This window comes from Streptomyces sp. NPDC053493 (assembly GCF_044544825.1).
Taxonomy (GTDB): domain Bacteria; phylum Actinomycetota; class Actinomycetes; order Streptomycetales; family Streptomycetaceae; genus Streptomyces.
Genome location: NZ_JBITXS010000002.1, coordinates 245393 through 270158, shown reverse-complemented (window position 1 = coordinate 270158; position 24766 = coordinate 245393). Strand labels below are relative to the sequence as shown.

Here is a 24766-nt window from a genome sequence, read left to right as displayed (position 1 = left end):
GGCGCACCGAGCGGGGCCGCTGCCGGGCGTGGCCGCCGCCGGGCCGGGCCCCGCACGGCGGCGACCCGGCCCCGCCCCGGCGCGCAGGGGCCCGAGACCCGACCGTACACATCCCGCCAAGCTGCCGGGCGAGTTGGCCGAGACCCGCCCGGCGCCCGGCCCGCCGCTTGCTCCCGCGCCGCCGCACCCGCGAGGATCACCGCGGAACATCGTGTCGAACGGGGGAGCAATGAAGCCTCGTCTGGTCTTCGTGCACGGCATCGGCGGCCCCCGGGACGCCGCCGCCGACCTCGACGAATGGCTGCGGGCCTGCGCCGCGGGCGCCCGCGCCGCCGGCCACTCAGCGCACGTCTCGGGACTCACCTCCGGCTGGGCCTCCGACGCCCGCTTCGCCTACTACGGCGACCTGTTCCGTACCGTGGGAGCCCAGGGCGGCGGCGCCCCCGGCACCGCCCCGCCCACCGTCCCCGGCTCCGGCTCCGACGCCGACGAGAACGCCGAACTGCTCGCCGCCCTCCTCCTCGAAGTCACCGACGAGCGGCTCGCCGACCCGTCGCTCGCTCCCGCCGAGGCCAGGGCCCTGCACGACGCCCGCTCCCGCCTGGCCCCGCCCGCCGGTGCCCAGGGCGCCGGCGCGGCGGGCCGGCGCGTGGTCAACGCCGTGACCAGCCTGCTCGCCGTGCCCGGGCTGCGCCTCGTCGGCGGCCGGCTGAGCGCCCGGCTCACCGTCGGCATGCTCGGCCAGGTCGCCCGCTACCTCAACCGCGGCGAGTCCGACGGCGCCACCACCCTCGACCAGCGGATCCGCGCCCGGGTCGCCGCCTGCCTGGACCCCGACCGGCCCAACATCGTCGTCGCGCACTCCCTCGGCACCGTCGTCGCCCTCGAGACCCTGCACGAGCATCCCGCCGAGGTGTCCCTCCTCGTCACCCTCGGCTCGCCGCTCGGCGTCCGCACCGCCGTCCAGCCGCGGGTCCGCCCGAACCCGCTCGCCACCCCGGCCACCGTCGCCCGCTGGCTCAACTTCTGGGACCGCGACGACCTCGTGGCCGCCCGCCCGCTCCTGGAGGGCTTCGTACGGCCGAGCGCCACCGCCGTCGCACCCACCAGCCACCGCGTCGACTCCGACGGCGCCTGGGTCCACCCGGCCGCCACCTATCTGGCCCAGCCCGCCGTCGCCGGACCGCTCGTCGAGGCGCTCACCACCCTCGCGGGGCGATGAGCGGACCGCGCCATGTGCTGGTGATCGGGGCCCAGTGCCCCGACCTCGGGCTGCTCGACGACCTCGAACACGCCGCCCGCGCCCTGCACGACACCCTCACCGCCCCGTGGGCCGGAGCCTGCGAGAAGGACACCGCTCACGGACCGACCTTCCTGTACGGCTCCGACCTCACCCAGGAACGCATCGAGAAGGCGGTACGACGGGCCGGCCGCCGGGCCGCCGAGGCGGGCGCCGTGCTCGTGCTCGCCTTCCTCGGCCACGGCACGGCCTCCGGCACCCGGCTGTACTTCATGGCGGGCGACTCGCTCGCCGAGGACCCGCTGAGCGCCGTCGACGTCGGCTCGCTGCTCGGCGGCCTCCTCGACAGCACCGGCCTCGACGGGCTCGTCGCCCTCGTCGACACCTGCCACGCCGGCCACGCCCTGCCCGACCTCAAGTCGCTCGCGGGCGGCATCCGCCGCGGTGACACCCGGCTCTCGCTGGTCATGGGAGCCGGCGCCGACGAGGAGGCGTACGCCCTCCGGTTCAGCACCACCCTGGCCAAGGTGCTCCACGAGGGCGTCGCCGGCGCCGGCGAGACGCTGACCGGCGCGGACGTCGCCCGGGCCGTACGGGAGGACGGCGGCGCGCTCGGCCAGAGCGTCCAGCACGTCGACTACGACGGCGCGCGTTTCGCCACCGGCCCGCTGTGGCTCGCCCGCAACGCCCGGCACGCCGCCCGCCGCGGCTCGCCCCTCGACCGGCTCGGCCCGGTCGGCCGCGCCGAACTGGACCGGGCCCTGCGCCCGTTGGGAGACGTCGCGCCCGCCGCCACCGCGCCCGCGGGCGGACCGGACCGTGACCTGGACGCCCTGCGCGAACTCCTGACCGAGCTGCCGGTGCCCGCCCGCCGGTGGGCCGAGGGAGTCCTGGACGCCCTGCGGGACGCCGACCGCACCGTCGACCTGCTCGACGCCTGGCCGGGCGCCGACCTCACCACCGCGCGCCTGCGCCGTGCGCTCGCCGCCGTCGAGACCGCGCCGCACGCGCCGGACGCACCGCTCCCGGACTCCTCCGGCACGGAACTGGTCCGCGACGCCGTCGAGCACCTGCTGCTGCGCGCGCCGCGCGCCGGACGGAGCCGTACCGCACCGCTCGCCGAGTTCGTCGCCCTGCTGGCGCGGGAGACGGACGTCGCCCCGCAGGACCCGGCCCTGCGGGCCTGGGCGAAGGAGACCGGCGCCGTCATCGACCTCAACGACGCCTTCGCCCGGCTCGCCGAGCGGACCGAGGAGATGCGGCTCCGGCTCGTCGTCAGCCTGCACGCCGCCGTCTGCGACGAGTGGCCCGAGACGCTCGCCGCCTGGCTCCTCGACGGCGGCACCGTCCGCCACCACGAGGAGTTCCGCTGCGCCGCCCAGGACCGCGCCGGCACCGAACGCGCGCTCGGCGGAGTGCTGCGCTGGGCCGCCGGACACGCCCGGGCCCTCGGCACACCGCTGCGCCGGGTGGAGATCGCCGCCCCGGCGCCGCTGCTCGCGACCTGGCGGCCCGAGGAGACCGACTTCGGCATGCGCCTCGGCTCCCGCTACGACGTGGTGCTGCGCTGGAGCGACCGGATCCAGCCACCCGACCACCTGTGGTGGATCAACGACCAGGCCCGCGACACCCTGAAGGCCATCGACGAGCACCCCGAAGGCAGCCGCGTCGACTGGCTCGGCGAGGCCGACACCCGCCGCGTGCCCGAACTGCGCGCCCGTCTGATGAACGCGCCCCGCACCCGCGCCGTCGCCCTCGCCCACCGGCCCGCCCGGCTCACGGAGCTGATGGAGACCCTGCTCGCCTCCTCGCCCATCGTCCTGTGGCCCGACGAGGCCGCCACGGCCGCGGGCGGCGAGACGGAGCCCGTACCCGCGCCCGTACGGCGTTCCGTGGACGCCCACTGGCACCTGCTGCCCGCCGGGTTCTGCCGCGCCTACCGCCAGAAGTGGACCGCCCGCGCCGCGCCCGACGCGTACGCAGACCGCGGCGACGGCGACGGCGACCGCGACGGCGCCCGCGGCGACCGCGACCGCGACGGCAGCGGCGACCACGGCCTGCCCCACCTCGCCCGGCTCCGCAGCGTCTGGGACGGACCCGAGTGGCTGGAATTCTGCACATGGTTCGATCGAGAGCACATCGGCCAGGAGCCGTTCCCCGGGGGCCCGTTCCCCGCGGAACCGTTCCCGGCGGACCGGGAGGAACCCGCATGACCTGGCAGCCCTTCTACGCCGGCCACGGCACCCCGCCCGCCTCGGCCGACGACCGCGTCGCCCTCCCGCCGGCCCCGCCCTGGCGGGAGTTCCCGCGCCGCTCCCTGCACCGGCAGTTCGTGCCGCCGCCGGGCCTGGTCGAGGCCGTCAACGCGGCGCTCGCGCTGCGCCGCCCGCTGCTCGTCACCGGACCCGCCGGCTCCGGCAAGTCCACCGTGATCGAACAGGTCGCCGCCGAACTCGACCTCGGCACCGTGCTGCGCTGGCACATCACCTCCCGCAGCAGCCTCGCCGACGCGCTCTACCGTTACGACGCCCTCGGCCGCATCCACGCCCAGCGCCTCCAGGGCCCGGCGGGCGGCGGCGACGACATCGGGCCCTTCCTGCGCATGGGTCCGCTCGGCAGCGCGCTGCTGCCCGCCGACCGGCCCCGCGCCCTGCTCATCGACGAGATCGACAAGAGCGACCTCGACCTGCCCAGCGACCTGCTCGACGTGCTCGAGCGCGGCGAGTTCGAGATCCCCGAACTCGCCCGCTACGGAACGGACGTCGTCGCCGTACGGGAATGGCAGGGCGACCGGCACCACGACGTGCGGCGCGGCCGTGTGCAGTGCACCGAGTTCCCGTTCATCGTCATGACCAGCAACGGCGAACGCGACTTCCCCGCCGCCTTCCTGCGCCGCTGCGTCCGCTTCACCATGCCGCTGCCCACGCCCGAGACGCTGCTGCGGATCGTCGAGGCCCACATGGGCGCCGGCACCGCCGGCACCGCCGAGGCCGGCCGGCTCGTCGCCGCCTTCCTCGAACGGCTCAGCGCGGGCGAGAGCCTCGCCGTCGACCAGCTCCTCAACGCCGTGCACCTGCTGTCCGGCACCGACGCCCCCGACGAGGCACGCCGCCAGGCCGTCGAGGACCTCATCCTGCGTGAGCTCTCGCATGCCTGATCCCCTGCCCCGGCTGCTCTCCGCGCTGCGCTCCGCCGCTCCCGAACTGGACGGCACCGCGCTCGCGGAGGCGCTGTGGCTGGCCGCCCGCATGGGCGCCGACACGTCCGCCGCCACGTCCGCCACGGGCGGCGGCCGGCCGACGGACCCCGGCCCCGGCCCCGAACCGGGCGCGGCGCGGCCGGACCGGGACCCGCCGGGCCAGGAGCACGCCGAAGGCCCCGCCACCGACGGCACCCCGACGCCCCGGCCCGCGGCGTCCTATCCCGCCTCACCGGCCGCCGGCTCCGCCGCCCGGCCGCTGCACGAACGCCTGCCCGGCAGCGCCGGCCGGATCCGCGGCCACGCCGTCGCCGCGCCCCAGCCCGCGGGCCTGCCCCGCGCCCTGGAACTCACCCGCGCCCTGCGGCCCTGGAAGCGGCGCTGGCCCGAAGGCCGCCGCAGCGCCCTCGACATCGACGCCACCGTCGACGGCTACGCGCGCAGCGGCGAGCTGATCCCGGTCCTCAAGGCCGCGCCGGAGCGCTGGTTCGACCTGGTGCTCGTCGTCGACCGGTCGCCCGGCATGCGAGTGTGGGGCGAGACCGTCGCCGAGTTCACGGCCGTCCTCGACCGCCTCGGCGCCTTCCGTACGCTCCAGGTCACCGACCTCGCCTTCGACGCGTCCGGCGAGCCGCACGCGCCCGGCCCGCTGCGCTCGGGCGACGGGCGCCGGCTCGTCGTCGTGGTCTCCGACTGCATGGCCGACGCCTGGCGGCGCCCGGCGATCTGGCACCTGCTGCGCAGCTGGGCGGGCGCCCATCCCACCGCCGTCCTCAACCCGCTGCCCACCAAGCTGTGGCGGCGCGGCGGCCTCAACCTGCCCACGGCCCGCTTCACACCGGCCGCGCCCGGCACCCACCGCGGCCGCGTCCCCGTCGAACCTCCGCCGCTGCTCGGCCCCGTGGGCGCCGGCGCCGACAGCGGAGGCGACGGCGGCGACTGGCTGCCGGTCCCGGTCCTCTCCCTCACCCAGCACTCCCTGGGCCGCTGGTCGCGCACCCTCATGCGGGGCGACCCGGAGGGCTGCACCGCCGTCCTCGTCCCGCCCACCGGGCGGGTCGCCACGGGCCGCGGCGCCGCCGGCTCCGCGCCCGCCCGGCCGCCCGCGACACCGCTCCCGCCGGCCGAACTCGCCCGCCGCTTCCTGCGCACCGCCTCGCCGCGGGCGGCCCGGCTCGCCGTGCTCTGCTCGCCCTTCGACCGGCTGAGCCTGCGCCTGCTGCACCTCGTCCGCGAGAAGCTGGTGCCGGACGCGGCGGTGGCCGACGTCGCCGAGGTCGTCACCGGCGGAGTCTTCGAGGTGACGGAACAGTCACCGGGCGGCACCGTCGAACTCGTCCTGCCGCCCGACGCCCAGGCCGTGCTGCGCGAGCAGTTGCCCGCGCACGAGGTGTGGGCTCTCCACGAGGCCCTCGACCAGCACATCGCCTCCCGTGGCACCGGCCGCACCCGCCTGCCGTCCGTCGCCCACGACGGCGACGGGCCGCAGGACCTGGCGGCGGAGCAGGCGGCCTTCGCCCGCGCCTCGCGAAGGACCCTGGAGCTGCTGGGCCTGGCCGAACCCGAAGAACCCGCTCCGCAAGCGGGCCAGGACCAGGGACAGGACCAGGACCGGGACCAGGACCAGGACCGGGACCAGGAGCCGGAGACCGGTGCGGCCGAGCCGGACGAGGAGCAGGACCACCGTCTGCCGCCCGCCCCGGAGCCGTACGTCGGAAACACCCGCTGGGGCGATCAGCTGACCCGCAGCCTGGCCGACGGCTCCCTGCGCCTGCTGGCCGTCAACGCCGAGGAACGCGTCCACGGCGCCGGCCGCACCGCCCTCGCCCTGCACCTCGCCCACCGCGTGCGCGAGCACTTCCCGGACGGCGCTTACTACGTCCCGCTGCGCGGCTCCACCCCGTATCCCGTCCCGCCGCACGAGGCCATGCACCGGCTGCTCGGCGCGCTCGGCGTGCCCGAGGCGGACCTCCCGGGCGAGGACGCGACCGGCGGCGTGCTGGGCGAGGCGCTGGAGAGCGCCCTGCGCGGCCGACGCGTCCTGCTCGTCGTCGACGACCTGCACGGCCACAGGGACGCCCTGGCGTTCGCCGCCCGGCCGCCGCGCGGCTGCGCCGTGATCGTCACGACCTGGGACGACTCACCCGTCGTGGACAGCGATCTGGTGGCCGTGCTGCCGCCGCTCCGCGGCCGCGACGCCGGCCGGCTGCTCGTCGCCTCCGGCGCGGCCACCGGCGAACTCGTCGAGCAGGAAGGCGCCTGGTGGCCGCTCACCCTGCGCGTCCTCGGCGGCGCCCTCTCCTCACCCGACCCGCTGAACGCCTACAAGGCGGGCCGCCTCGCCCGCGATGCGCGCGCCGGCGACGGTGCGCTGGACCCGCGGACGGCCGTACGCCGCTGGCTCGACGACCTCGGCGGCGCCCTGGCCATCACCCTGGTCCGGCTCGCGGAGATCTCGGCGGACGAGTTCACCGAGGCCGAGGCGGAGGCCGTGCTGCGACTGGACGACGAGACCGTCGTCCGGCTCGACACGCTCGTACGGGACGGGCTCCTGGAACGTCCGGGACCCGGGCGCTACGCCTTCCCCGCGGCCGTCCACGCCGAGGTGGAGGCCACACCCGGCTTCGACGCACGGCGGGAGGTGTCCCGCGCGCGGATCGGAGACTTCCGGCGGGCCGCGGCCGCCGCCCGCCACCTCGAGCGGCGTCCCGGCAGCGCACTGCCCCGGCGCCTCGGCACCCATCCCGCCGCCGCGCCCCACCCGGAGGTGTGGGCGGCCAACGCGCTCGCGTCGCCGTACGTCGACGCGGACACGCTCCTGCTCCTCCATGACCTCGGGGCGACGGCGCTGTACCGCGCGCGTTTCGCGGCGGCCGCCGGCCCGCTCGCGGGAATCGACCCGCGGTACGGCGGCGTCGCCCGCGGCCGCGCGCTGCTCGCCCTCGCCGCCGCCGAGCACCTCTCCGGCCGGCCCCGGCAGGCCTGGGAGACGCTCGGCCGGATCGACGTCGCCCGCCTGGAGGAGGACGAGGCGACCTTCCCGACGGCGGCCCTGCTGCTCGCCCACCTCGCGCTCGACCTGAGCCCGGACCGCCCGCGGGAGGCCGCCTCCTGGGCCCGGGACGCCCTCGCCCTCCTCGGAGGCACACCGAACCCCGAGACCGGCGACGCGCTGCGCTGCCTCGAACGGGCCCTCGCCGCCCTCGGCGAGGACGAGGAACTCCTCTCCGCCCAGCGGCAGTCGGCCGGCCACCACCACGCCCTCGGCCGCCCGACCGAGGAGGGCCGGGTCCTCGTCCGCACCGCCGCGACGCTGCTCCGGCTCGGCCGCCGCGACGAGGTCGAGCCGACGGTGCGACGGGCCCTGACGCTGCTCGACCCGGACCGGAACGCCGCCGAACGGGACGAGGCCCGGCGGCTGTTGCGCGCCGCACAGGCGACTCCCGAGCGGATCGTCGTCGCCCTCGCCGTCACGGGAACCTCCGGTGAGCGGGTCGCGTCGGCGGCCGTGGACCTGCTCGCCGCACTGCCGTCCGTCGGGCCGGACCGCTTCGAGAGCCTCATGCTGCCCGACTGTCTCCTGCTGCTCGTCGACGCCACCGTGCCGCTCGTCCCGCTGCTGCGGGCCCTGGTCGACGGGCTGCCGGCGGTGCGGCTCGCGGTCCACTCCGGCCTGGTCACCGACGCACCGACCGCCGACGTCGCCGTCGACTACACGCGGACGATGCTGCGCTCGGCCGACTTCGTCGGCGTCTCGGACAACTACCCGGCCGACACCACGCTGTGCGTCTCGCCGGAGGTGTACGAGGCGGCGACCCGCAGCGACGACGACGCGGCCGAGCTGACCGGGCGCTTCACCGCGCGCGAGGTGCGCAGCACCGCCGACCAGGTGGTGTGCGTGATCCTGGCCCCGCGCGTCGACCTGTCCGCCTTCGACGCCGAACTCCTCGCCCTCGCCCGCACGTTGAACGAACTCGACCCGCAGGGTCGCGGTCTCGCGCGGACGCTGCGAGGCAGCCTCGACACCGTGCTCGACACCCGCACCACGGGCCGGATCGACCCGGAGCGGCTGACCGAGGAGGAACGCGGCGAGCTGGAGCGCGAGTGGGGCCGACAGCTGGCCGAGAGCCCGTTCCCCTTCGCACCGGGCACCGGCACGCACCTGGTGTGGCCGCGGCCGACGGGCGCCGTGCCGTTCGACCTCCGGATCTCGCTGCGGGGCCCCACCCGGACCGTCAGGTCCGTCGCCCCGTCCGGTGCGGTGTGCCTGGTGGCGTACGTCGACGACGCCCGCAGCCTCTGGTCGGCCGGCCTCTTCCGCGGCCGGGGCGAGGTGCCGGCGCCCGCCGCGGTGCTCTGGCTGCACCGCGACGCGCCGCTGCCCGAGAACGTCCTGCTCACCCTCGGTCCCGAGAGGAGCGCACAGGTGCTCGCCCGGCCCGACGACGTGGCACGCGTCGCCGAACTCTTCGTCCGGGTCCGCCTGCGTCCCGTGCCGGCCTCCGCGCTGCGCCCGCTCATCCACGAGCGGGACTGGGAGCGGGCGCGGGAGCGGACCGTCCGCCTCGCGGGCGCGGCGCTGCGGGCCGAGGGCATCCTGCTCCTGACGGGCAACGCGCGGGGCCGGGCGATGGCGGAGGCGCTGCGGCTGCACGTGCCGGGACCCGACGCGTACGTGAGCGTGCCGCTCACCCGCCGTCGCCCGGACCACGGCTCCCGCCCGTCCGTCGTCGTCGACGGCACCGCCTGGGTCGTGGCGCGCGACACCGACGAGCGCGCACCGCTGCCCGCCACCGGCTTTCCCGGCCTGCGCTCCCGCTGACGCCTCGCGCCGGGAGCCCCGCGCCCGCTGCCGCCTCACACCGGGAGCCCCGCGGTCGCGCCCGCGGCCGCCGCGACGCCGCCAGGTCAGCCGGCGGTGTGCGGCGAGACCGGCCGCTCGAAGAAGGTCTCCAGGACGACCGTCGCCTGGGTCCCGCTGACGCCGTCGATCGCGTAGATCCGGCGCAGCACGTCCTGGAGCTGCTCGGTGGTGGTGGTCCTGACCTTCACCAGCACGGTGGCGCTGCCGGCGATGACATGGGCCTCCAGGACCTCGGGCAGGGCGGCGAAGTCGGCGGCCGAATCGCCCATCCAGGCCGTCGAGTCGACCATCACGTACGCCAGGACGCCGCCTCCCACCGCGGCCGGGTCCACCTCCACCGTGGTGCGCCGGATGACTCCGCGCTCGCGCAGCTTGCGCACGCGCTCGTGCGCCGCGCCGGCCGACAGGCCGACGGCCCGGCCGAGCGCGGCGTAGGACTGGGTGGCGTCCTGCTGGAGCAGCGCCAGCAGGCTCCGGTCTATGTGATCCACGACTCTCCGTTCGGAACGACCTTGCGAGGACCATAGCTCATCTTGCAGTCTCGGCCTTGCGCCGAAGGAAATTCGGCTCATCGCCGTGGGAGGGGACCCCATGACCACCAGTCAACGCACTGAGATGTACGAGAAGTTCGACGAGCGCTTCCGCACCGGCCGGTGCATGTACGGCGACGACCGGCTCGAGGTGCTGTACACCGGCTGCCGCTGGGCCGAGGGACCGGTCTACGTCCCCGCCTGGCGCCAGCTCGTCTGGAGCGACATCCCCAACGACCGCATGCTGCGCTGGGACGAGGAGACCGGCGCCGTGAGCGTCTTCCGGCGCGAGGCGGGACACACCAACGGCAACACCCTCGACCGCGAAGGCCGGCTGATCACCTGTGAGCAGGGCAACCGCCGGGTGACGCGGACCGAACACGACGGCACGATCACGGTCCTCGCCGACCGCTGGCAGGGCAGACGGCTCAACAGCCCGAACGACGCGGCCGTGAAGTCGGACGGCTCCGTCTGGTTCTCCGACCCGGACTTCGGCATCACCAGCGACTACGAGGGACACCGCGCCCCGAGCGAGATCGGCGCCAACAACGTCTACCGCGTCGACCCGGTCACCGGAGAGGTGCGGCTCGTCGCCGACTGCTTCGAGGCGCCGAACGGCCTGGTCTTCTCCGCCGACGAACGGCAGCTCTACGTCTCCGACACCCGGGCCGGCTGCGTCCGCGTCTTCGAGGTCCGAGATGACGGCACCCTCTCCGACGGCAAGGTCTTCGCCGAGGCCGCCGGCCGTGAGAACGCCCGCTTCGACAATCTGCGCTTCGACGACGACGGCCGGCTGTGGGTGGCCGCCATGCTCGACGGCGTGCACTGCTACGACCCCGACGGCACCCTCCTCGGACGCCTCGTCGTCCCGGAGGCCGTGGCCAACATCTCCTGGGGCGGCGCCAAGCGCAACCGCCTCTTCATCGCCGCCGAGACCAGCCTTTACTCCGTGGTCATGTCCGTCACTGGCACCCACCCGACCGGCCCCGGCCACCGCCCCTGGGCGACCGCCGGCTGACCGCCGCGCCCGGGCCCGGACCGCGTGGCCGGGCTCACGGGCTTCCGGAGCAACGCGCTGGCGGCCCGGCCCAGCCCGTCCCGGCCCGGGGCGGAGGCCGGGACGGCCGGTTCGTACGGGCGAGGGGCACCGGATCCCGGGCGGGATCCGGTGCCCCTGGAACACCCCGGCGTCACCCGGCGTCAGGTGCTGCCGGTGGCGCCGGTCGTTCTGGTGTGCCGGAGCACGGCCGCGGCGGCCAGGGCGACCACCGCCGCCGAACTCAGCACCGCCAGGGCCTGCGCCCAGGCGAAGCGCGAGCCCAGACTGCTGGTCAGGACGTCGACGGTGCGGGCGCCCGCCATCACATGGAGCCCGATGAGGCCGACGGCGACCGCCGCGGCGGCCGTCCAGGCGGTCACGCTGTCCCGTACCGCCAGCCAGATCGCGGCCAGCAGGCAGAACACGGTCACGACGACGGACACCATCGCGGCGCTGCCGCCCGAGCGCAGGCCGTCCACGTCGGTCGGGAGGTGGATGAGGCCGCAGGCGAACAGCGCCGCGGCCGCCGGCCAGCGCAGCACCGACCGCAGCGCGGGCGACGGCGTATGACTGCCGGGACCGGCGGCCAGCGCGTGGTCCAGCGGCGACTTCGCCGACTTCAGGGCTCCGCGGACCCGCTTCGAGGTGCCCGCCACGCGGGAGGTGGTCTTTGGGTCCGCCGGGGCGGCGGCGGCCGCCCGCGCCGGCTCGGCGTCTCCGGTGCCGGCCGGGGCGCGCCAGCTGCTGGCGTCGGCGCCGATGATGTTCACCAGCTCGACGATGTCCTCGATCGGCCGGCCCACGGCCGCGGCCCGCAGGGTCGTCTCGGCCTGGTGGAGGTCGTAGCCCGACTCGTTGAGCAGGACCACCAGCTGCCGCACCTCGTCCAGGGGCCGGGAGACGGCGGCGGCGCGGAGCGCCACGTCGGCGGGGCTGGACAGCTCGCCGGACTCCTTGAGCCGGGCGACCAGCGCGGCGACCTCGGTGACGGGACGCTCGGTCGCCGCCGTCCACAGCAGGGTGCGGATCGCCTCGTCGCCGTCCTCTTCGCGCTGCGGGCGCTCCAGGTCCTCCGGGTCCTCCGGATTCCCGGGATTCTCCGGTGCGTCCGTCGCCTCCGCCGCGGCCGCCGCGGCCGGCTCCTCCGCGGCCCGGGCGGCGGCCGCCGCATCGGGAGCGTCCGAGACCTCGGGTGTTTCCGCGGCCTCGGGTGCGACCGCGGTTGCCGGTGCCTTCGCCGCGACGGGTGCGTCCGTGGTCTCCGGTGCCTCCGCCGCGACCGGTGCGACCGGTGCGGCGGCCGGGTCCTCCCGTGCGTCCGGTGTCTCGCGGGCGTCCGGGGATATGGCCCGCGCCGCCGCCGCGGGCGGAGGAGCGGGAGCAGCCGGGGCCAGGGGTGGAGCGTCGGGTGCCGCGGGTGTGGCCGATGCCGCGTTCGGCTCCGGAGGGCGGGGCGGAACGGGCGGGAGGGGAGGAGTGGCCTGGTGGGAGTGCTCGTTGTCGAAGAGGTCCGGGGTCATGGTGGTGCTCCGTTCGTGGACGCCCCGGTGAGGACGTCCACCGTGACTGGCTCGTAAGCGTCGAGAAACACGTACGTGAGCACCACTAGTACGCATTTCCTGACGTTGCGCCATCCGGGATCGCCCGTAATGGGCCGACGGAGCGACCAAATTCACGTGATCTGGGCGGCCGCCCACTCGGCCCACTCCCGGCGCATGGCGTTGAAGCGCAGCCCGTACTCCAGGGCGATGCGGCCGTGCACGGAGAGGTCGTCGTCGCCCCAGTCGATGGACTCCATGAGCCGGACCAGCTCCTGGTGCTCCCGCTCGGACATCTCGGCGAGGCCGGTCAGATAGGCGCGCCCCTGCTCCGGCGGCAGGACGCCGAGGAAGAAGACGCGCAGCAGGATGTCGCTGCGGACGTTGCGCTGGGGAGCCGTCCCGGTCAGCCACTGGCGCAGTTCGGCGAGGCCCTCGTCCGTCAGGGCGTACTCCTTGCGGCCGCGAGGACCTTCGGCCGAGACCGTGATGAGGCCGGCGCCCGCCAGCTTGGTGAGCTCGGTGTAGATCTGGCTCTGGGTCGCCGGCCAGACGTTGGCCAAGGACGTCTCGAACCGTTTCAGCAGGTCGTAGCCGCTGGCGGGGCGCTCCGAGAGCAGTCCGAGAAGTGCGTGTCTGAGGCTCATGCGCCCACCTTACCCCTCACGTTCCACCAGCGACATGTCAGAGATGACATTCCAATGTTGACAGGTCGAGTGGCGACCTTCTACTTTTGACATGTCCGACCAGGGACAACGACTCAGGTCCGGCTCAGGACCGACGAAACGGGGAGAACATGTCCTACCTGCGCACCTTCCTGCCGTGGATCGTCTTCGCGGTGCTGCCGTCAGCCGACTGGCAGTGGGCGGCGCTGGCCGCCCTCGCGGTCGCCGCGGCGATCGTCGCCGGGCAGCTGCGCTCCGGCGTCGGCCTCGACGCCCTCGTCATCGAACTGGGCTCGGCGGTCTTCTTCGCCGCCCTGGCCGCCGTCGCCTTCGCCGACCACGACTCGCCGGTGCACACCTACTCGCCCGCCCTGTCCTGCGCCACCCTCGGCCTGATCGCCGGGATCTCCCTGGCCGTCGGACGGCCCTTCACCGCGGGCATCGCCAAGCGCACCACACCGCGTGAGGTGTGGTCGCTCAAGCCGTTCGTCCGCACCAACGTCGTCGTCACCGCCGTCTGGACCGCCGCCTTCGTGCTGACCGCCGCCGCGCTCGCGTGGCTGGAGCACGCCGGGCAGGCCCACTCCGTCCAGGCCACGGCCGTCCAGATCGCCGGCTTCGCCGTCCCGATGCTGTTCACCGTCCGCTACGTCGCCCATGTGCAGGCCAAGGCCGCCGGCCAGGCCGCGGGCGCCACCGGGCAGGCGACCCGATGACCGCCGCCCACCTCGCGGGCAACTACGCCCCGGTCACCGAGGAACTGACCGCGCTCGACCTCACCGTCACCGGCGCCCTGCCGCGCGAGCTGACCGGCTGGTACCTGCGCAACGGCCCCAACCCGGCCGACGCCGCCTCCGCCCACTGGTTCTTCGGCGACGGCATGGTCCACGGAGTCCGCCTGGAGGGCGGCCGGGCCGTCTCCTACCGCAACCGCTGGGTCCGCACCACCCGCTTCACCGACGGCGCCCGCCCGTACGACGAGCAGGGCCGTCGCGACCTCACCGCCGGCCCCGCCAACACCCATGTCGTCCGCCACGCGGGCCGCACGCTCGCGCTGGTCGAGACGGCCCTCCCGTACGAACTCACCCGCGACCTCGACACCGTGGGGCCGTACGACTTCGACGGCCGGCTCGGCACCGCCATGACCGCCCACCCGAAGACCTGCCCCACCACCGGTGAACTGCACTTCTTCGGCTACGGGATGGTCGAGCCCACCCGCCTCACCTACCACCGGGCCGACGCCGCCGGCGATCTCGTCCTCAGCCGGCCCGTCGACGTCCCCGCCGCGACCATGCTGCACGACTTCGCGCTGACCGCCCGGCACGTCGTCTTCATGGACCTCCCGGTCGTCTTCGACCTCGAACTCGCCGTGCGCGGCGGGACGATGCCGTACGCCTGGGACGACGGCCACGGGGCGCGGCTCGGCCTCCTGCGCCGCGACGACCCGTACGGCGAGGTCCGCTGGTTCGACATCGACCCGTGCTACGTCTTCCACGTGCTCAACGCGCACGACGCGCCGGACGGCACCGTCGTCCTGTACGTGATGCGCTATCAGGAGATGTACCGGCGCACCGGCGAGCGCACGAAGGCCGGTTCCGGCACCGGGTCCGCGTCCGGGTCCGGGTCCGGGGCGGTGGCCGGTTCCGGTGCGTCGGGCGGGCGGGCCGTCCTGTGGCGGTGGACCGTCGACCCGGCCTCCGGCACCGTCCGCGAGGAGCAGATCGACGACCGGGCAGGAGAGTTCCCGCGCATCGACGACCGGCTCACCGGCCTCGACTCCCCGTACGGTCATGTCGCCTGCGGCAGCTCGCTGGTCCGCTACGACCTCGCCACCGGCGCGTCCGCCGCCCATGACTTCGGCCCGGGCCGCACGCCCGGCGAGGCCGCGTTCGCTCCCGCCGACGACACGCCCGGCGGTCCCGGCTGGCTCCTGACGTACGTCCACGACGCCGCCATCGACCGCAGCGACCTGGTCGTCCTGGACGCCGACGACCTCGGCGCGCCGCCCGTGGCGACCGTCCACCTGCCGGCCCGCGTCCCGTTCGGCTTCCACGGCAACTGGCTCGCCGACCGGGAATGAGCCCGCCGGCTGCCCGACTGCCCGCATTCCCGGCGCGCCGGCGGGCACGTCCGGCGACGGCGACGGCCGTCCCCGTTGCGGCGCCGCATGGGGGGTGGGGATGCGGCGCCGCCCACAGCGATCATGGCGTGATCATGGCGCCCGGGCCATCCGGAGGGCGGCGCTCACGGATACGTAATCAACGCACACGTGTTCGTCAACGCATACGTGTCCCGTCGGCGGCCGTCGCCAGGGCGTGCGCCAGCTGCTGCCGCGAATGCACGCCGGTCTTCTGCAAGGCGCGGGCCACGTGCTGCTCGACGGTGCGCGGCGAGAGGTGGAGCGTGACCGCTATCTCGCGGTTGGACATGCCCGCGGCCGCGAGCTCGGCGACCTCCGCCTCGCGCGGCGACAGGACGTCGCCGTAGCGGGGCCGGCCGGGCGGACGGCGGTCCGCGGGAGCCTGGTGACTGCGCAGACGGGCCCGGGTGCGGGCGGCGTCCCAGGTGGCGCCGAGCGCGTCGAAGACGGCGGCGCAGTCGGCGAGCACGGCCGTGGCCCGGCTCTCGTCGGCGCCGTCCACGGCGAGGGCGGTGCGCGCGGCGTCGGCCGCGGTGAGCGCCGCGTGGTACGGCCGCGGCAGCGCCCGGTACGCGGCGGCACTCCGCTCGTAGCAGGCGGCGGCCTCGTCCGTACGCCCGGTGTGCTCGGCGAGCACACCGCGCGTCCACACCAGCGCGGCCTCCGCCGACGGCGCGTCGCGGCCCCGGAGACCCGCGGCGAACTCGCCGGTCATCGCGGTCGCGGCGGCCACGTCACCGGCCCGCAGCGTCGCCTCCACCGCCCACGGCGCGAGTTCCGCGCCCCAGGCCCAGATGCCCTTGGCGCTCAGCCGCCGCCACGCCGCGGCGGCCTCGGCCGCCGCTCCGGCGAGGTCGTCGTGGGCGAGCGCCAGCCTGATCAGGGCCCCGGACATGGTCGCGCAGACCGGCACCGGCCCGGTGTCCAGATCGGCCGCCTCCGGCCCGCTCAGATGCGCGGCCGCGTCGCCCCATTCGCCGCGCGACAGCGCCAGCAGACCGAGCACCATACGGGCGTCGGAGACGAGATACGGCATGGTGCCGGCCTCGCCGGCGAACGCGCGGGCCCGGTCGGCGAGCCCGGCCCACTCGCCGGTCGCCCAGTCCAGGACGAGCGTGCAGCCGCGGCCGGTCCGCTCGGCGTAGGCGGCGCCGTTGCGCGCGGCCAGCGCGACACCCTCGGCGAGCAGCGCCCGCGACCGGTCGTAGTGGCCGAGCCAGACCGCCGCGTCCGCCGCGTTGCACAGGCCCCGGGCGGTCTGCTGCCGGCAGCCGACGAGCTCGCTGTCGCGGGGCAGCCGGTCGATCAGGGCCCAGGCGGCCGGGTCGCCGATGTTCAGCAGGACGCTCACCCGGTTCGCGGCGACGGCGGCCTGCACGACCGGATCGCCCGAGGCGTCCGCGACGGTCACCGCGCGCTCGATCCAGGCCACGTTCTCGGCGAAGGCCGGCCCGGGACCGTACGGCATCGCCAGCGCCGACATCGCCCGCGCCAGCGGCACCGGACGCTCCTTCAGCTCCTCCACCGCCCGGGCCAGCTCGTCGCGGCCCTCGATCACCTGGCCCATCTGATTGCACAGCAACAGACCGAGGTCGAGCCGGATCTCGCCGCGCACGGCGGGCGGCAGCCCGGGATCGGCCACGATGTGCCGGAGCACCCGCACCGTCTCGTCGGACCGCAGGCCCACCACGGCGCAGCGGGCCAGCGGCACGGCGAGCCGCGACCGGGCGGCCTCCGGGACCGGCCCGCCGGCCAGGGCCGACTCCAGCAGGCGCGCGGCGCGCTGCTGCTCGCCGGCGTCCTCGTACCGCTGCGCGGCGCGCTCGACGGCCTGCAGCCAGCCCCGCTCGTCGCCGCCGGCGCGGCGGTGCCCGGCCACGCGCTCCCACGGGACGACCGGGCGCCCGGCCAGCAGCCGCGCCGCCCGCCGGTGCAGCGCCTCCAGGACCGGGGCGCCCGCCGCCCCGCGGACCGCCGCGGCGGCCAGCGGTGACGCGAAGCCGTACCGGCCCTCGCCTCGCTCCTCGAGGGCGGCGGCGCGCAGCGCGGCGACCAGCGCGTCCGTCGCGGCCCGACCGGCGAGCCCGGCCACGGCGGCCAGGTCGCGGGACGACGCCGCCTCGTCGAGGACCGCCGCGGCGTGCACGACCGGCCGGTGCTCCGCGGGCACGGCGGCGGTGCGCCGCAGCACCAGCGCGGCGAGCCGGGGCGGCGTGCCGAGCCGGTCGAGGTCGGCGGGTCCCAGGGCCGGGCGGCCGTTCGCCGAGGAGCCGGAGGTGCCCGAGGCGTCGGAGGTGCCCGAGGCGTCGGACGCGTCGGCGGCCAGCAGGTCGAGCAGGTCGGCGACGGTCTGCGCGACTCCGCCGGAGGCCCGGTGCAGGGCCTCGGCGAGCCCCGGGGCACACCGCTCCGCGCCGAGCGCGGCCTCGGCCGCCCGGCGGACGGCGGCGACGTCGAGCGGACCGACGACATGCCGTACGACGGACAGGGCGGCCGGGAACTCGGTGCCGGGTCCCAGCACGAGCCCCGGCTCGGCGAGCTCCTCGGGCCGGTAGCTGAGGACACAGGCGAGGCGGGCCGGCGGGTCGGCGAGCAGCGCGCGCAGCGCGGCCGCCTCCTCGGCCGTCGCCCGGTGCACGTCCTCCATCATCAGGGCCACAGGGCGGGCCGGTTCGGCGAGCGGCTGGTCCGGGACGCGACGGCGCGCGGGCTCGGGCAGCGCGGCGGCGAGCCGGCGGAGCAGCCGGCTCTTGCCGGTGCCCGCGGCGCCCTCGACGAGCAGCAGCACCGGCCGGCCGGGACCGGCCGGGGCGAGGCTCGCCGACAGCCGCGCGAGCAGCCGTGCCTCGGCCTCGTCCGCCACTTCGACGGTGTCCGGCACGATCGTCACCCCGTCCCCAGACGCGTCACCGCGTTCTTTGCGTATCCGTACTCAGTCTGCCCTGATTGCCGCGTGCCCCGGTCGGTGGGCACCGTGGTACCCGTCAGGCCGCCTCGTCCTCCCGACCGGCAGGCCCGTCGCCGACCCGCGTCGGCTGCCAGGCAGGAGTCCGGCGTTGAGAAACGTGACCTTCCCGAGCCCCGCATGGGCGTCACCCGGCGTGCTGCCGTGCGCGGCACCCGGTGCGTTCCCCGGCATGTTTCCCGGCGCGGACGTGACGCCCCGGCCCGTACGCCCGCGCGAGGCGATCTCTCCCCACGACGGACGGGTCCTGGCCGTGGCCGTCTTCCCGGCCTGTCCGCGCACGGTACCCCGCCTGCGCCGGCTGGCACAGGCCCTGGCGGACGCCCACCGGCTCTGCGAGGCGGCGCGGGACGCGCTCGCCCTCACCGTCAGCGAACTCGCGACCAACGTCGTCCTGCACAGCGGCAGCCCTGACCTGCAGGTGACCATCGAGGCGGACGACGCCTCGCTGACCGTCTCCGTCCGCGACCGAGGCCGCTGGCGGGACCGGCCGGCGCCGCGCTGCGAGGCCGCGGACATGGACGCCGACTTCGGGCGCGGGCTCGCGCTGGTCGACGCGTACGCGGTGGAGCGGGCGGTGCTGCGTACGGCGGAGGGCACGGTCGTGCGCGTGGTGATCGCCCTCTGAGCGCGGCCGGGCAGCGGGGCCCGGCCCGGGCCCGAGGGCGATCAGCGTCCCGTCACGCGTGGACGAGGTCCGGGAGCACCGCGCGGAGGCGAGGAGCCGGGATGGTGCCCTCGCGCACGAGCACCGGCACCGGGCCGGTGACGTCCACGATCGAGGACGACAGGACACCCGGCGTCCGGCCGTCGTCGAGGTAGACGGAGGCGGAGTCGCCCAGCATGCGGTGCGCGTCCGCGCACTCCTGCGGCGAGGGATGGTCGGTCAGATTGGCGCTGGACACGGCCAGCGGGCCCGTCGCGGCGAGCAGGTCGAGCGTGAGCGGGTGGTCCGGCATCCGCACCGCGACCGTGCCGCCCGTCTCGCCGAGGTCCCAGTCCAGCGAGGCGCGGTGCCGCACCACGAGGGTGAGCCCGCCCGGCCAGAACGCCTCGATCAGCGCGCGGCCGGCGTCGGGAAGCGCGTCCGTCAGCTCGCCGAGCGCCCGCGGGGAGTCCACGAGCACGGGCGAGGGCTTGTGGCGGCCGCGGCCCTTCGCCGCGAGCAGTGCGGCGACGGCCGCAGGGGAGAAGGCGTCGGCCCCGAGACCGTAGACCGTGTCCGTCGGCAGGACGACGAGGCGCCCCTGCCGTACGGCCTCGGCCGCCGCCGTCACGCCGGCGGCCCGCTCCTCGGGGTCCGAACAGTCGAAACGTGTGCTCATGCGTTCGCGGTGTCCTGGTCCTCTTGCTTCGCCGGTTCCGGTCGGGCGGTGTCCGGCAGTTGCGGCAGCTCGCCGCGGGCGGTCACGATCCGGGCGCTGCCCTCGGTGAGGGTGTAGCTGACGCCGACGACGGCGATCTCACCGGAATCCGCCTGCTGCGAGAGCAGCCGGGAGCGGTCGAGCAGCAGGTCCACGGTGTGCCTTATGTGCTCGTCGATGATGTCGCCGTCGGCCGTCAGACCCGCGGCCCGGGCCGCCAGGATGCTCGGGGTGACCCGCTCGACCACGTCACGGACGAAGCCGCCCGCCGTCGACCCGTACTCCACGGCCTCCCGCGCCGCCGCGACGGCGCCGCACGAGTCGTGCCCGAGCACGACGACCAGCCGCGCGCCGAGCACGCTCGTCGCGTACTCGACACTGCCCAGGACCTCCGGTCCCAGGACGTGACCGGCGGTGCGGACGACGAACAGGTCGCCGAGCCCCTGGTCGAAGATGATCTCGGCGGCCAGCCGGGAGTCCGAGCACCCGAGGATCACCGCGAAGGGATCCTGCCCGGGAGCGAGCTCGGAGCGGCGGGCCGCGTCCTGGTTGGGATGCTGGGGCGCGCCGGACACGAAGCGTGCGTTGCCGGCGAGCAGGGCGTCGAGTGCGGCCGTCGGAGAGCGTCGTGGCATGCCCCCACCATATGATCCCCACCCCACCCGCGCTCCGCCGACCCCCTAGTCCCGCATGCGTTCCGCGTCCTCCGGAACCCAGGGAAACGGGACGTCCGGCCATCGTGCGGAGGCCCACGCGTCGAGATCGACGGCGAGCACGGCGTCGACGAACACCTGCGGCGGCCGGTAGCCGTGGGCGGTGACGTAGTGCGTGATCAGGAACGGGGCGGCGTAGGCGATGCCCGGCTCGCCCGGGATCCGGATCTCGCCGTTGCCCTCCGGAGCGGCTTCCTCGGGACACAGGTCGCACGCGTGCGTCCCGAGGCAGACGTTCATCCACTGGATCTCCTGCACGGCCTTCAGCCGCTCCACGAACGCCGTGGGGACCGTCCCGGTCGGGTACGGCCGGCCGGCCTCCAGCCATCCGACGGCCAGGCGCGTGTACGCCGGGCGGTACCAGAGCGCGTAGAAGCCCGACGCGCGGTCGACGAACGCGTCCTCGTCCTGGTAGGCGTACGTGCTCAGATCCTCGGCGAACATCCGCCCATCATGACCACGGCGCGCTCCCGTTTCTATCGTCTATGTGCGTTGTTTCTAGAATGTGCGCATGGAGGACATCGACGCGATCGCCGTGCTGCAGGACCCCGTGCGGCGGCGCCTGTACGAGTACGTGGCGGGGCAGGGCCGTGAGGTCGGGCGGAACGAGGCGGCGGAGGCGGTCGGGGTGGCGCGCACGTTGGCGGCGCATCATCTGGACCGGCTGGCGGAGGCCGGGCTGCTCGAGACGGGCAGCAGGCGGCTGACCGGGCGGTCGGGGCCGGGGGCCGGGCGGCCCGCCAAGGTGTACACGCGGGCGCGGGCCGAGCGGTCGGTGTCGCTGCCCGCCCGCGACTACCGCACCGCCGCCGAGCTGCTCGCCGAGGCCGCCGAGGAGGCCGGTCTCGACGCCGGGCTGTACGCGGCCGCCCGCCGGCGCGGTGAGGCCCTGCGCGGCTCCGCGGCGCCCTGCGGCGGGCTCGGCGAGGCCATGGAGGCGCTGGCCGCCCGCGGTTACGAACCGCGCCTTGAAGGCGACGAGGGTGCGGAAGGGGCGGCGGCGGACGCTCCCGTCGTCCGGATGCGCAACTGTCCCTTCCATGCCGTCGCCGAGCGTTTCCCGCCGCTCGTCTGCGGCATGAACCTCGCCCTCCTGGAGGGCCTCCTCGGTGCCGACGGAGCCGTCCGCGCCCGCATTGACCCCCGGCCGGGGGAGTGCTGCGTCGTCGTCGAGACGGCTGAGAATTCTAAAAACAATGATCGTTGACATAGAAACGCGGCCCGTGCTGGGATAAGGCCATGACCCCAGCCGCGCCCGCCGCCCACCTCGCCCAGCTCAACGTCGCCACGCTCCGCCATCCCCTCGACGACCCGCGCACCGCGCCCTTCGTCGAGCTGCTCGAGCCCGTCAACGCCGCCGCCGACGGCGCGCCCGGCTTCGTGTGGCGGCTCGTGGGGGACGGGGCGGCCGACGCCACCGGCCTGCGCCCGGCGGGCGAGGACGTCATCGTCAACCTCTCGGTGTGGGAGACCCAGGAGGCCCTGTGGGACTTCGCGTACCGCAGCGGCCACCTGGAGGCCATGCGCCGCCGCCGCGAATGGTTCGCACGGCACGTCGAGGCGCACCTCGTCCTGTGGTGGGTCCCGGCCGGCCACCTCCCGACCGTCGACGAGGCCCTGGAGCGGCTGGCCCACCTCCGCGCCCACGGCCCGTCCCCGCGCGCCTTCACCTTCACGTCCTCCTACGGCGCCGCCGAGGCGGCGGCATCGTTGTAGCCCGCCGTACCCGCCCGCCCGTACGGCCGGTCGGGTTCCCACGCCCGCCTCATCCAGGCTCCTGGGAGGGCAGGGAGCTGCGGCGCCTGCAGCAGCTGATGGGCCCCCTCGCCCGCAACCTCGTGGCCTGCCTCGACGCGCTGAAGGAGGGCGACGAGCCCGCCGGCACCACGTCACACCACTCCCACGAGGACGGGCCCGACTCGCCACGGCTGGCCTACGACCACGCCTGCCTGCACATGTTCGTCGCGCGGCGCAGGGATCTGACGGAGGAGGAACGCCGACGGCAACGCGGATACGCGATCGAGGACCTGCGGTCCGCCCTCCTCGCCGAACCCGACAAGGTGGGAGCCAAGGAAGACCCGTGCTTCGCGGAGCTGCGGACGGACCCGCGCTTCCAGGAACTGGTCCGCCTGCCGACGGCCGCGGAGACGACCACGGGCACGGGCACCCCCGCGAACACGGACACGCCCACGAACCCGTAGGGCGATCCGCACTCCTTGGGACGGCGGCTAGGCGGTGAGGCGCTGGACCGCGACCAGGGCGGCGTCGTCGCCGAGATGCCCGCCCGCGTACGCCTGCAGGTCGGCCCGCAGGTGGTCGAGCAGGACCGGCGGCTCGTCCCGGGCCCAGGCGGTGAGCCGCTCGGCCAGCGGATAGAAGGCCCGCCGGTGGTCGCGGGCCTCCACCACGCCGTCCGTGTAGAGCAGGAGCACGTCGCCGACGCCGAACGGGAAGGTCTCCACGGTCACGTCGGGCGACAGCACGTCCGACAGGCCCAGCGGCGGCCTCGCGTCGGCCGCGTCGAGCGGGATCACCCGCCCGCGGCTCAGGAGCAGCGGCGGCGGATGCCCGCAGTTCACCAGCCGTACCACCGGCTCCTGGTCGGGGACGTCGAGCACGAGCGCCGTGACGAAGGCCTCGTACGCGTCACCGGCGGCCCCGGCGGCGTCGACGACCTCGCCGGTCTCGGGACCGGGGCCCTGTCCGCCCTCGGTCTCCTCCGCCGAGCCGACTCCCGCCTCCAGGTGGGCGACGAGGTCCGGCAGCTCCTGCTCGCGACCGGCCGTGACCCGGAAGGCGCCCAGGACCAGCGACGCCTCGCTGATCGCGTCGAGGCCCTTGCCCCGCGCGTCCCCGATCAGCAGCCGGGTGCCCGACGCCGTACGCGCCGCCGCGTACAGGTCGCCGCCCATCTGCGCCTCCTCCTCCGCCGCCAGGTAGACGGAGGAGATGCGCAGCGGCCCCGCTCGCTGCGGCAGCGGACGCAGGACGACGCTCTGGGCGGCGTGCGCGATGGAACGCAGGCGCGTGACCCGGTTCTCGTCCCGTACGCGCAGATGGGCGAAGAAGGTGGCGATGACCGAGATCAGGACCAGGGCGACGATCTGGTACGTGTGGTTGAGGTCGGTGACGCTCGTCCGCACGATCGCCACCACCGTCTGGGCGAGCACCGCGACCGCACCGACGAAGGCCGTCATCCGCGGCCCCGCGAACGACGCCGTCACCGCGGGCGCGGCGATCAGGAACGGCCCCAGATGGACCTCGGGCGGCGACAGGATGTCCACCACCGTGACCGCCGCGATCAGCGCGAACGGCGCGGCGAGCAGCAGCCGTCCGCCGCGCCGGGAAAGGCGCGGGACGAAGGCCCGCCGGCGGGGATCCATGGGAAAGGCATACCGCAGCTGCCGGACCGTGTCCTGTTGCTACGCCCCGCCCGCCCCGCCCGCCACCCGCGCCACGCGCCACACGTCCGCCCCCCCCCACACGCCCGCCGCTCCGGGACGCCCGACCCGTGACGTCACCAGCGGGCGATAAGCGGCGCGGACGTTTCCCGCCGCCGCCAGGCGCCGGTGAGACGGACGAGGCGGGCCGGGGCCGCGATGCTGCGCAGGGCCGCGATCCCGTCGGCCGTGACGTCGAAGGTCACGGCGCCGAGGACCCGGTCGCCCACGGCCCCGTCGTCGAGGACGAACAGGACGGCCGGGCCGCCGTTGACGACCGCGTAGTGCACCGCGGGCGAGCCGCCGGCGAGGCGACGCTTCGCGGGCGTGGGGGTGAACCCGGCCCGTACGACGGTGGCGACGCGTCGCGGAGTGTCGAACCGCAGCAGCTTCGCGGCCAGGCCTGCGCCGTCGGAGACCGCGGTCACGTCGTCGGTGAGCAGCGCCACCAGGCGTTCCGTACGGCCCGAGGAGGCGGCGGCGAGGAATTCCTCGACGATCCCGCGGGCGGAGGACGGGTCGACCTCGCCGCCGTCCCGGCGCGTGGCGGTGACGCGCCGCCGCGCCCGGTGGAGGTGCTGCTGGCTCGCCGACTCGCTGACGTCGAGGATCTCGGAGATCTCGGCATGGCTGTACGAGAACGCCTCCCGCAGCACGTACACGGCCCGCTCGACGGGAGACAGGCGCTCCATGAGCGTCAGCACCGCCAGGGAGACCGACTCGCGCTGCTCGAACGTGTCCGCCGGGCCGAGCATCGGATCGCCGTCGAGGAGCGGTTCGGGCAGCCAGGCGCCGGCGGCGCGTTCACGGCGGTACCGGGCCGAGCGGATCCGGTCGAGGCACAGGTTGGTGACCACCTTGGTCAGCCATGCCTCCGGCACCTCGATCCGCCGGCGGTCGGCGGCCTGCCAGTGCAGGAACGCGTCCTGCACGGCGTCCTCGGCGTCGGCGGCGGAGCCGAGCAGCCGGTACGCCAGCGAGGCCAGCCGGTTCCGGCCGGCCTCGAAGCGATCGGTGTCGAAGCGGTCGGTGTCGAAGCGGTCGTCGGTGACGGGGGAGTCGTCCACGG

General features: G+C 75.7%; 20 protein-coding genes. 11 read left to right on the top strand and 9 right to left on the bottom strand.

The genetic code is table 11. The annotated features are described in order from the left end of the window. Positions 1 to 229: 229 nt before the first annotated feature. Genes ACIGO8_RS06895 through ACIGO8_RS06880 form a run of 4 tightly spaced genes read left to right on the top strand, consistent with a single transcriptional unit; the run spans position 230 to position 9261 of the window. Entirely contained in the window at positions 230 to 1222 is a 993-nt protein-coding gene (locus ACIGO8_RS06895) for an alpha/beta hydrolase (protein WP_399725028.1), read from the top strand. After that, entirely contained in the window at positions 1219 to 3453 is a 2235-nt protein-coding gene (locus ACIGO8_RS06890; protein WP_399725025.1) for a hypothetical protein, read from the top strand. The genes ACIGO8_RS06895 and ACIGO8_RS06890 overlap by 4 nt, the downstream gene beginning before the upstream one ends. Further along, positions 3450 to 4397 carry an AAA family ATPase gene (locus ACIGO8_RS06885; protein WP_399725021.1) on the top strand — a complete coding sequence of 316 codons (948 nt, stop codon included), beginning with the start codon at positions 3450 to 3452 and terminating at the stop codon, positions 4395 to 4397. Before ACIGO8_RS06890 ends, ACIGO8_RS06885 begins: the two co-directional genes overlap by 4 nt. Further along, positions 4390 to 9261, top strand: coding sequence for a NaeI family type II restriction endonuclease (locus ACIGO8_RS06880; RefSeq protein ID WP_399725018.1), 4872 nt, complete (start codon positions 4390 to 4392; stop codon positions 9259 to 9261). The genes ACIGO8_RS06885 and ACIGO8_RS06880 overlap by 8 nt, the downstream gene beginning before the upstream one ends. 86 nt (positions 9262 to 9347) lie before the next feature. Here ACIGO8_RS06880 and ACIGO8_RS06875 read toward each other — a convergent pair whose 3' ends face one another. Beyond that, positions 9348 to 9794 carry an Lrp/AsnC family transcriptional regulator gene (locus tag ACIGO8_RS06875; RefSeq protein WP_399725015.1) on the bottom strand — a complete coding sequence of 149 codons (447 nt, stop codon included), beginning with the start codon at positions 9792 to 9794 and terminating at the stop codon, positions 9348 to 9350. 100 nt (positions 9795 to 9894) lie between these two features. On the opposite strand from ACIGO8_RS06875, the gene ACIGO8_RS06870 reads away from it, so the two are divergent. Continuing rightward, a complete protein-coding gene (locus ACIGO8_RS06870; RefSeq protein WP_399725012.1) occupies positions 9895 to 10851 on the top strand; it encodes an SMP-30/gluconolactonase/LRE family protein in 957 nt (318 codons plus the stop codon). Positions 10852 to 11033: 182 nt separating this feature from the next. Here ACIGO8_RS06870 and ACIGO8_RS06865 read toward each other — a convergent pair whose 3' ends face one another. Both ACIGO8_RS06865 and ACIGO8_RS06860 read right to left on the bottom strand, forming a co-directional pair. Continuing rightward, entirely contained in the window at positions 11034 to 12392 is a 1359-nt protein-coding gene (locus ACIGO8_RS06865) for a hypothetical protein (protein ID WP_399725009.1), read from the bottom strand. Between the two features lie 152 nt (positions 12393 to 12544). After that, the gene (locus ACIGO8_RS06860; protein ID WP_399725006.1) at positions 12545 to 13057 is read right to left on the bottom strand and encodes a PadR family transcriptional regulator; all 513 of its coding nucleotides are present in this window, start codon (positions 13055 to 13057) and stop codon (positions 12545 to 12547) included. A 149-nt stretch (positions 13058 to 13206) separates the two neighbouring features. Here ACIGO8_RS06860 and ACIGO8_RS06855 point away from each other — a divergent pair, with 149 nt between their 5' ends. Beyond that, a complete protein-coding gene (locus ACIGO8_RS06855; RefSeq protein WP_399725003.1) occupies positions 13207 to 13791 on the top strand; it encodes a hypothetical protein in 585 nt (194 codons plus the stop codon). Then, positions 13788 to 15155, top strand: a complete 1368-nt coding sequence (locus ACIGO8_RS06850; protein WP_399725000.1) for a carotenoid oxygenase family protein — start codon at positions 13788 to 13790, stop codon at positions 15153 to 15155. Before ACIGO8_RS06855 ends, ACIGO8_RS06850 begins: the two co-directional genes overlap by 4 nt. A gap of 196 nt (positions 15156 to 15351) precedes the next feature. Here the strand turns inward: ACIGO8_RS06850 and ACIGO8_RS06845 are convergent, their stop codons facing one another. Next, complete coding sequence (locus tag ACIGO8_RS06845) at positions 15352 to 18096, bottom strand: LuxR C-terminal-related transcriptional regulator (RefSeq protein ID WP_399724997.1); 2745 nt, start codon at positions 18094 to 18096, stop codon at positions 15352 to 15354. A gap of 184 nt (positions 18097 to 18280) precedes the next feature. On the opposite strand from ACIGO8_RS06845, the gene ACIGO8_RS06840 reads away from it, so the two are divergent. Beyond that, positions 18281 to 18808 (top strand): ATP-binding protein, encoded by a 528-nt coding sequence (locus ACIGO8_RS06840; RefSeq protein WP_399726761.1) that lies wholly within the window; start codon positions 18281 to 18283, stop codon positions 18806 to 18808. 52 nt (positions 18809 to 18860) lie between these two features. Here the strand turns inward: ACIGO8_RS06840 and ACIGO8_RS06835 are convergent, their stop codons facing one another. Genes ACIGO8_RS06835 through ACIGO8_RS06825 form a run of 3 tightly spaced genes read right to left on the bottom strand, consistent with a single transcriptional unit; the run spans position 18861 to position 20701 of the window. Next, a complete protein-coding gene (locus ACIGO8_RS06835; RefSeq protein WP_399724994.1) occupies positions 18861 to 19505 on the bottom strand; it encodes an L-threonylcarbamoyladenylate synthase in 645 nt (214 codons plus the stop codon). Further along, the gene (locus tag ACIGO8_RS06830; RefSeq protein ID WP_399724991.1) at positions 19502 to 20179 is read right to left on the bottom strand and encodes a carbonic anhydrase; all 678 of its coding nucleotides are present in this window, start codon (positions 20177 to 20179) and stop codon (positions 19502 to 19504) included. Before ACIGO8_RS06830 ends, ACIGO8_RS06835 begins: the two co-directional genes overlap by 4 nt. A 45-nt stretch (positions 20180 to 20224) precedes the next feature. Beyond that, a complete protein-coding gene (locus tag ACIGO8_RS06825; RefSeq protein WP_399724988.1) occupies positions 20225 to 20701 on the bottom strand; it encodes a hypothetical protein in 477 nt (158 codons plus the stop codon). Positions 20702 to 20768: 67 nt separating this feature from the next. Between ACIGO8_RS06825 and ACIGO8_RS06820 the strand changes: the two genes are divergently transcribed. The 3 genes from ACIGO8_RS06820 to ACIGO8_RS06810 all read left to right on the top strand — a co-directional run bounded on the left by ACIGO8_RS06820 (position 20769) and on the right by ACIGO8_RS06810 (position 22458). Continuing rightward, positions 20769 to 21464, top strand: coding sequence for a helix-turn-helix transcriptional regulator (locus tag ACIGO8_RS06820; RefSeq protein WP_399724984.1), 696 nt, complete (start codon positions 20769 to 20771; stop codon positions 21462 to 21464). A 32-nt stretch (positions 21465 to 21496) separates the two neighbouring features. Continuing rightward, positions 21497 to 21973, top strand: coding sequence for a DUF3291 domain-containing protein (locus ACIGO8_RS06815; RefSeq protein ID WP_399724981.1), 477 nt, complete (start codon positions 21497 to 21499; stop codon positions 21971 to 21973). Between the two features lie 98 nt (positions 21974 to 22071). Further along, entirely contained in the window at positions 22072 to 22458 is a 387-nt protein-coding gene (locus tag ACIGO8_RS06810; protein WP_399724978.1) for a hypothetical protein, read from the top strand. Positions 22459 to 22485: 27 nt separating this feature from the next. On the opposite strand, the gene ACIGO8_RS06805 is transcribed toward ACIGO8_RS06810, so the two are convergent. Further along, complete coding sequence (locus ACIGO8_RS06805; RefSeq protein WP_399724975.1) at positions 22486 to 23640, bottom strand: PP2C family protein-serine/threonine phosphatase; 1155 nt, start codon at positions 23638 to 23640, stop codon at positions 22486 to 22488. Between the two features lie 134 nt (positions 23641 to 23774). Then, positions 23775 to 24764 (bottom strand): sigma-70 family RNA polymerase sigma factor, encoded by a 990-nt coding sequence (locus ACIGO8_RS06800; protein ID WP_399724972.1) that lies wholly within the window; start codon positions 24762 to 24764, stop codon positions 23775 to 23777. Positions 24765 to 24766 lie beyond the last annotated feature (2 nt).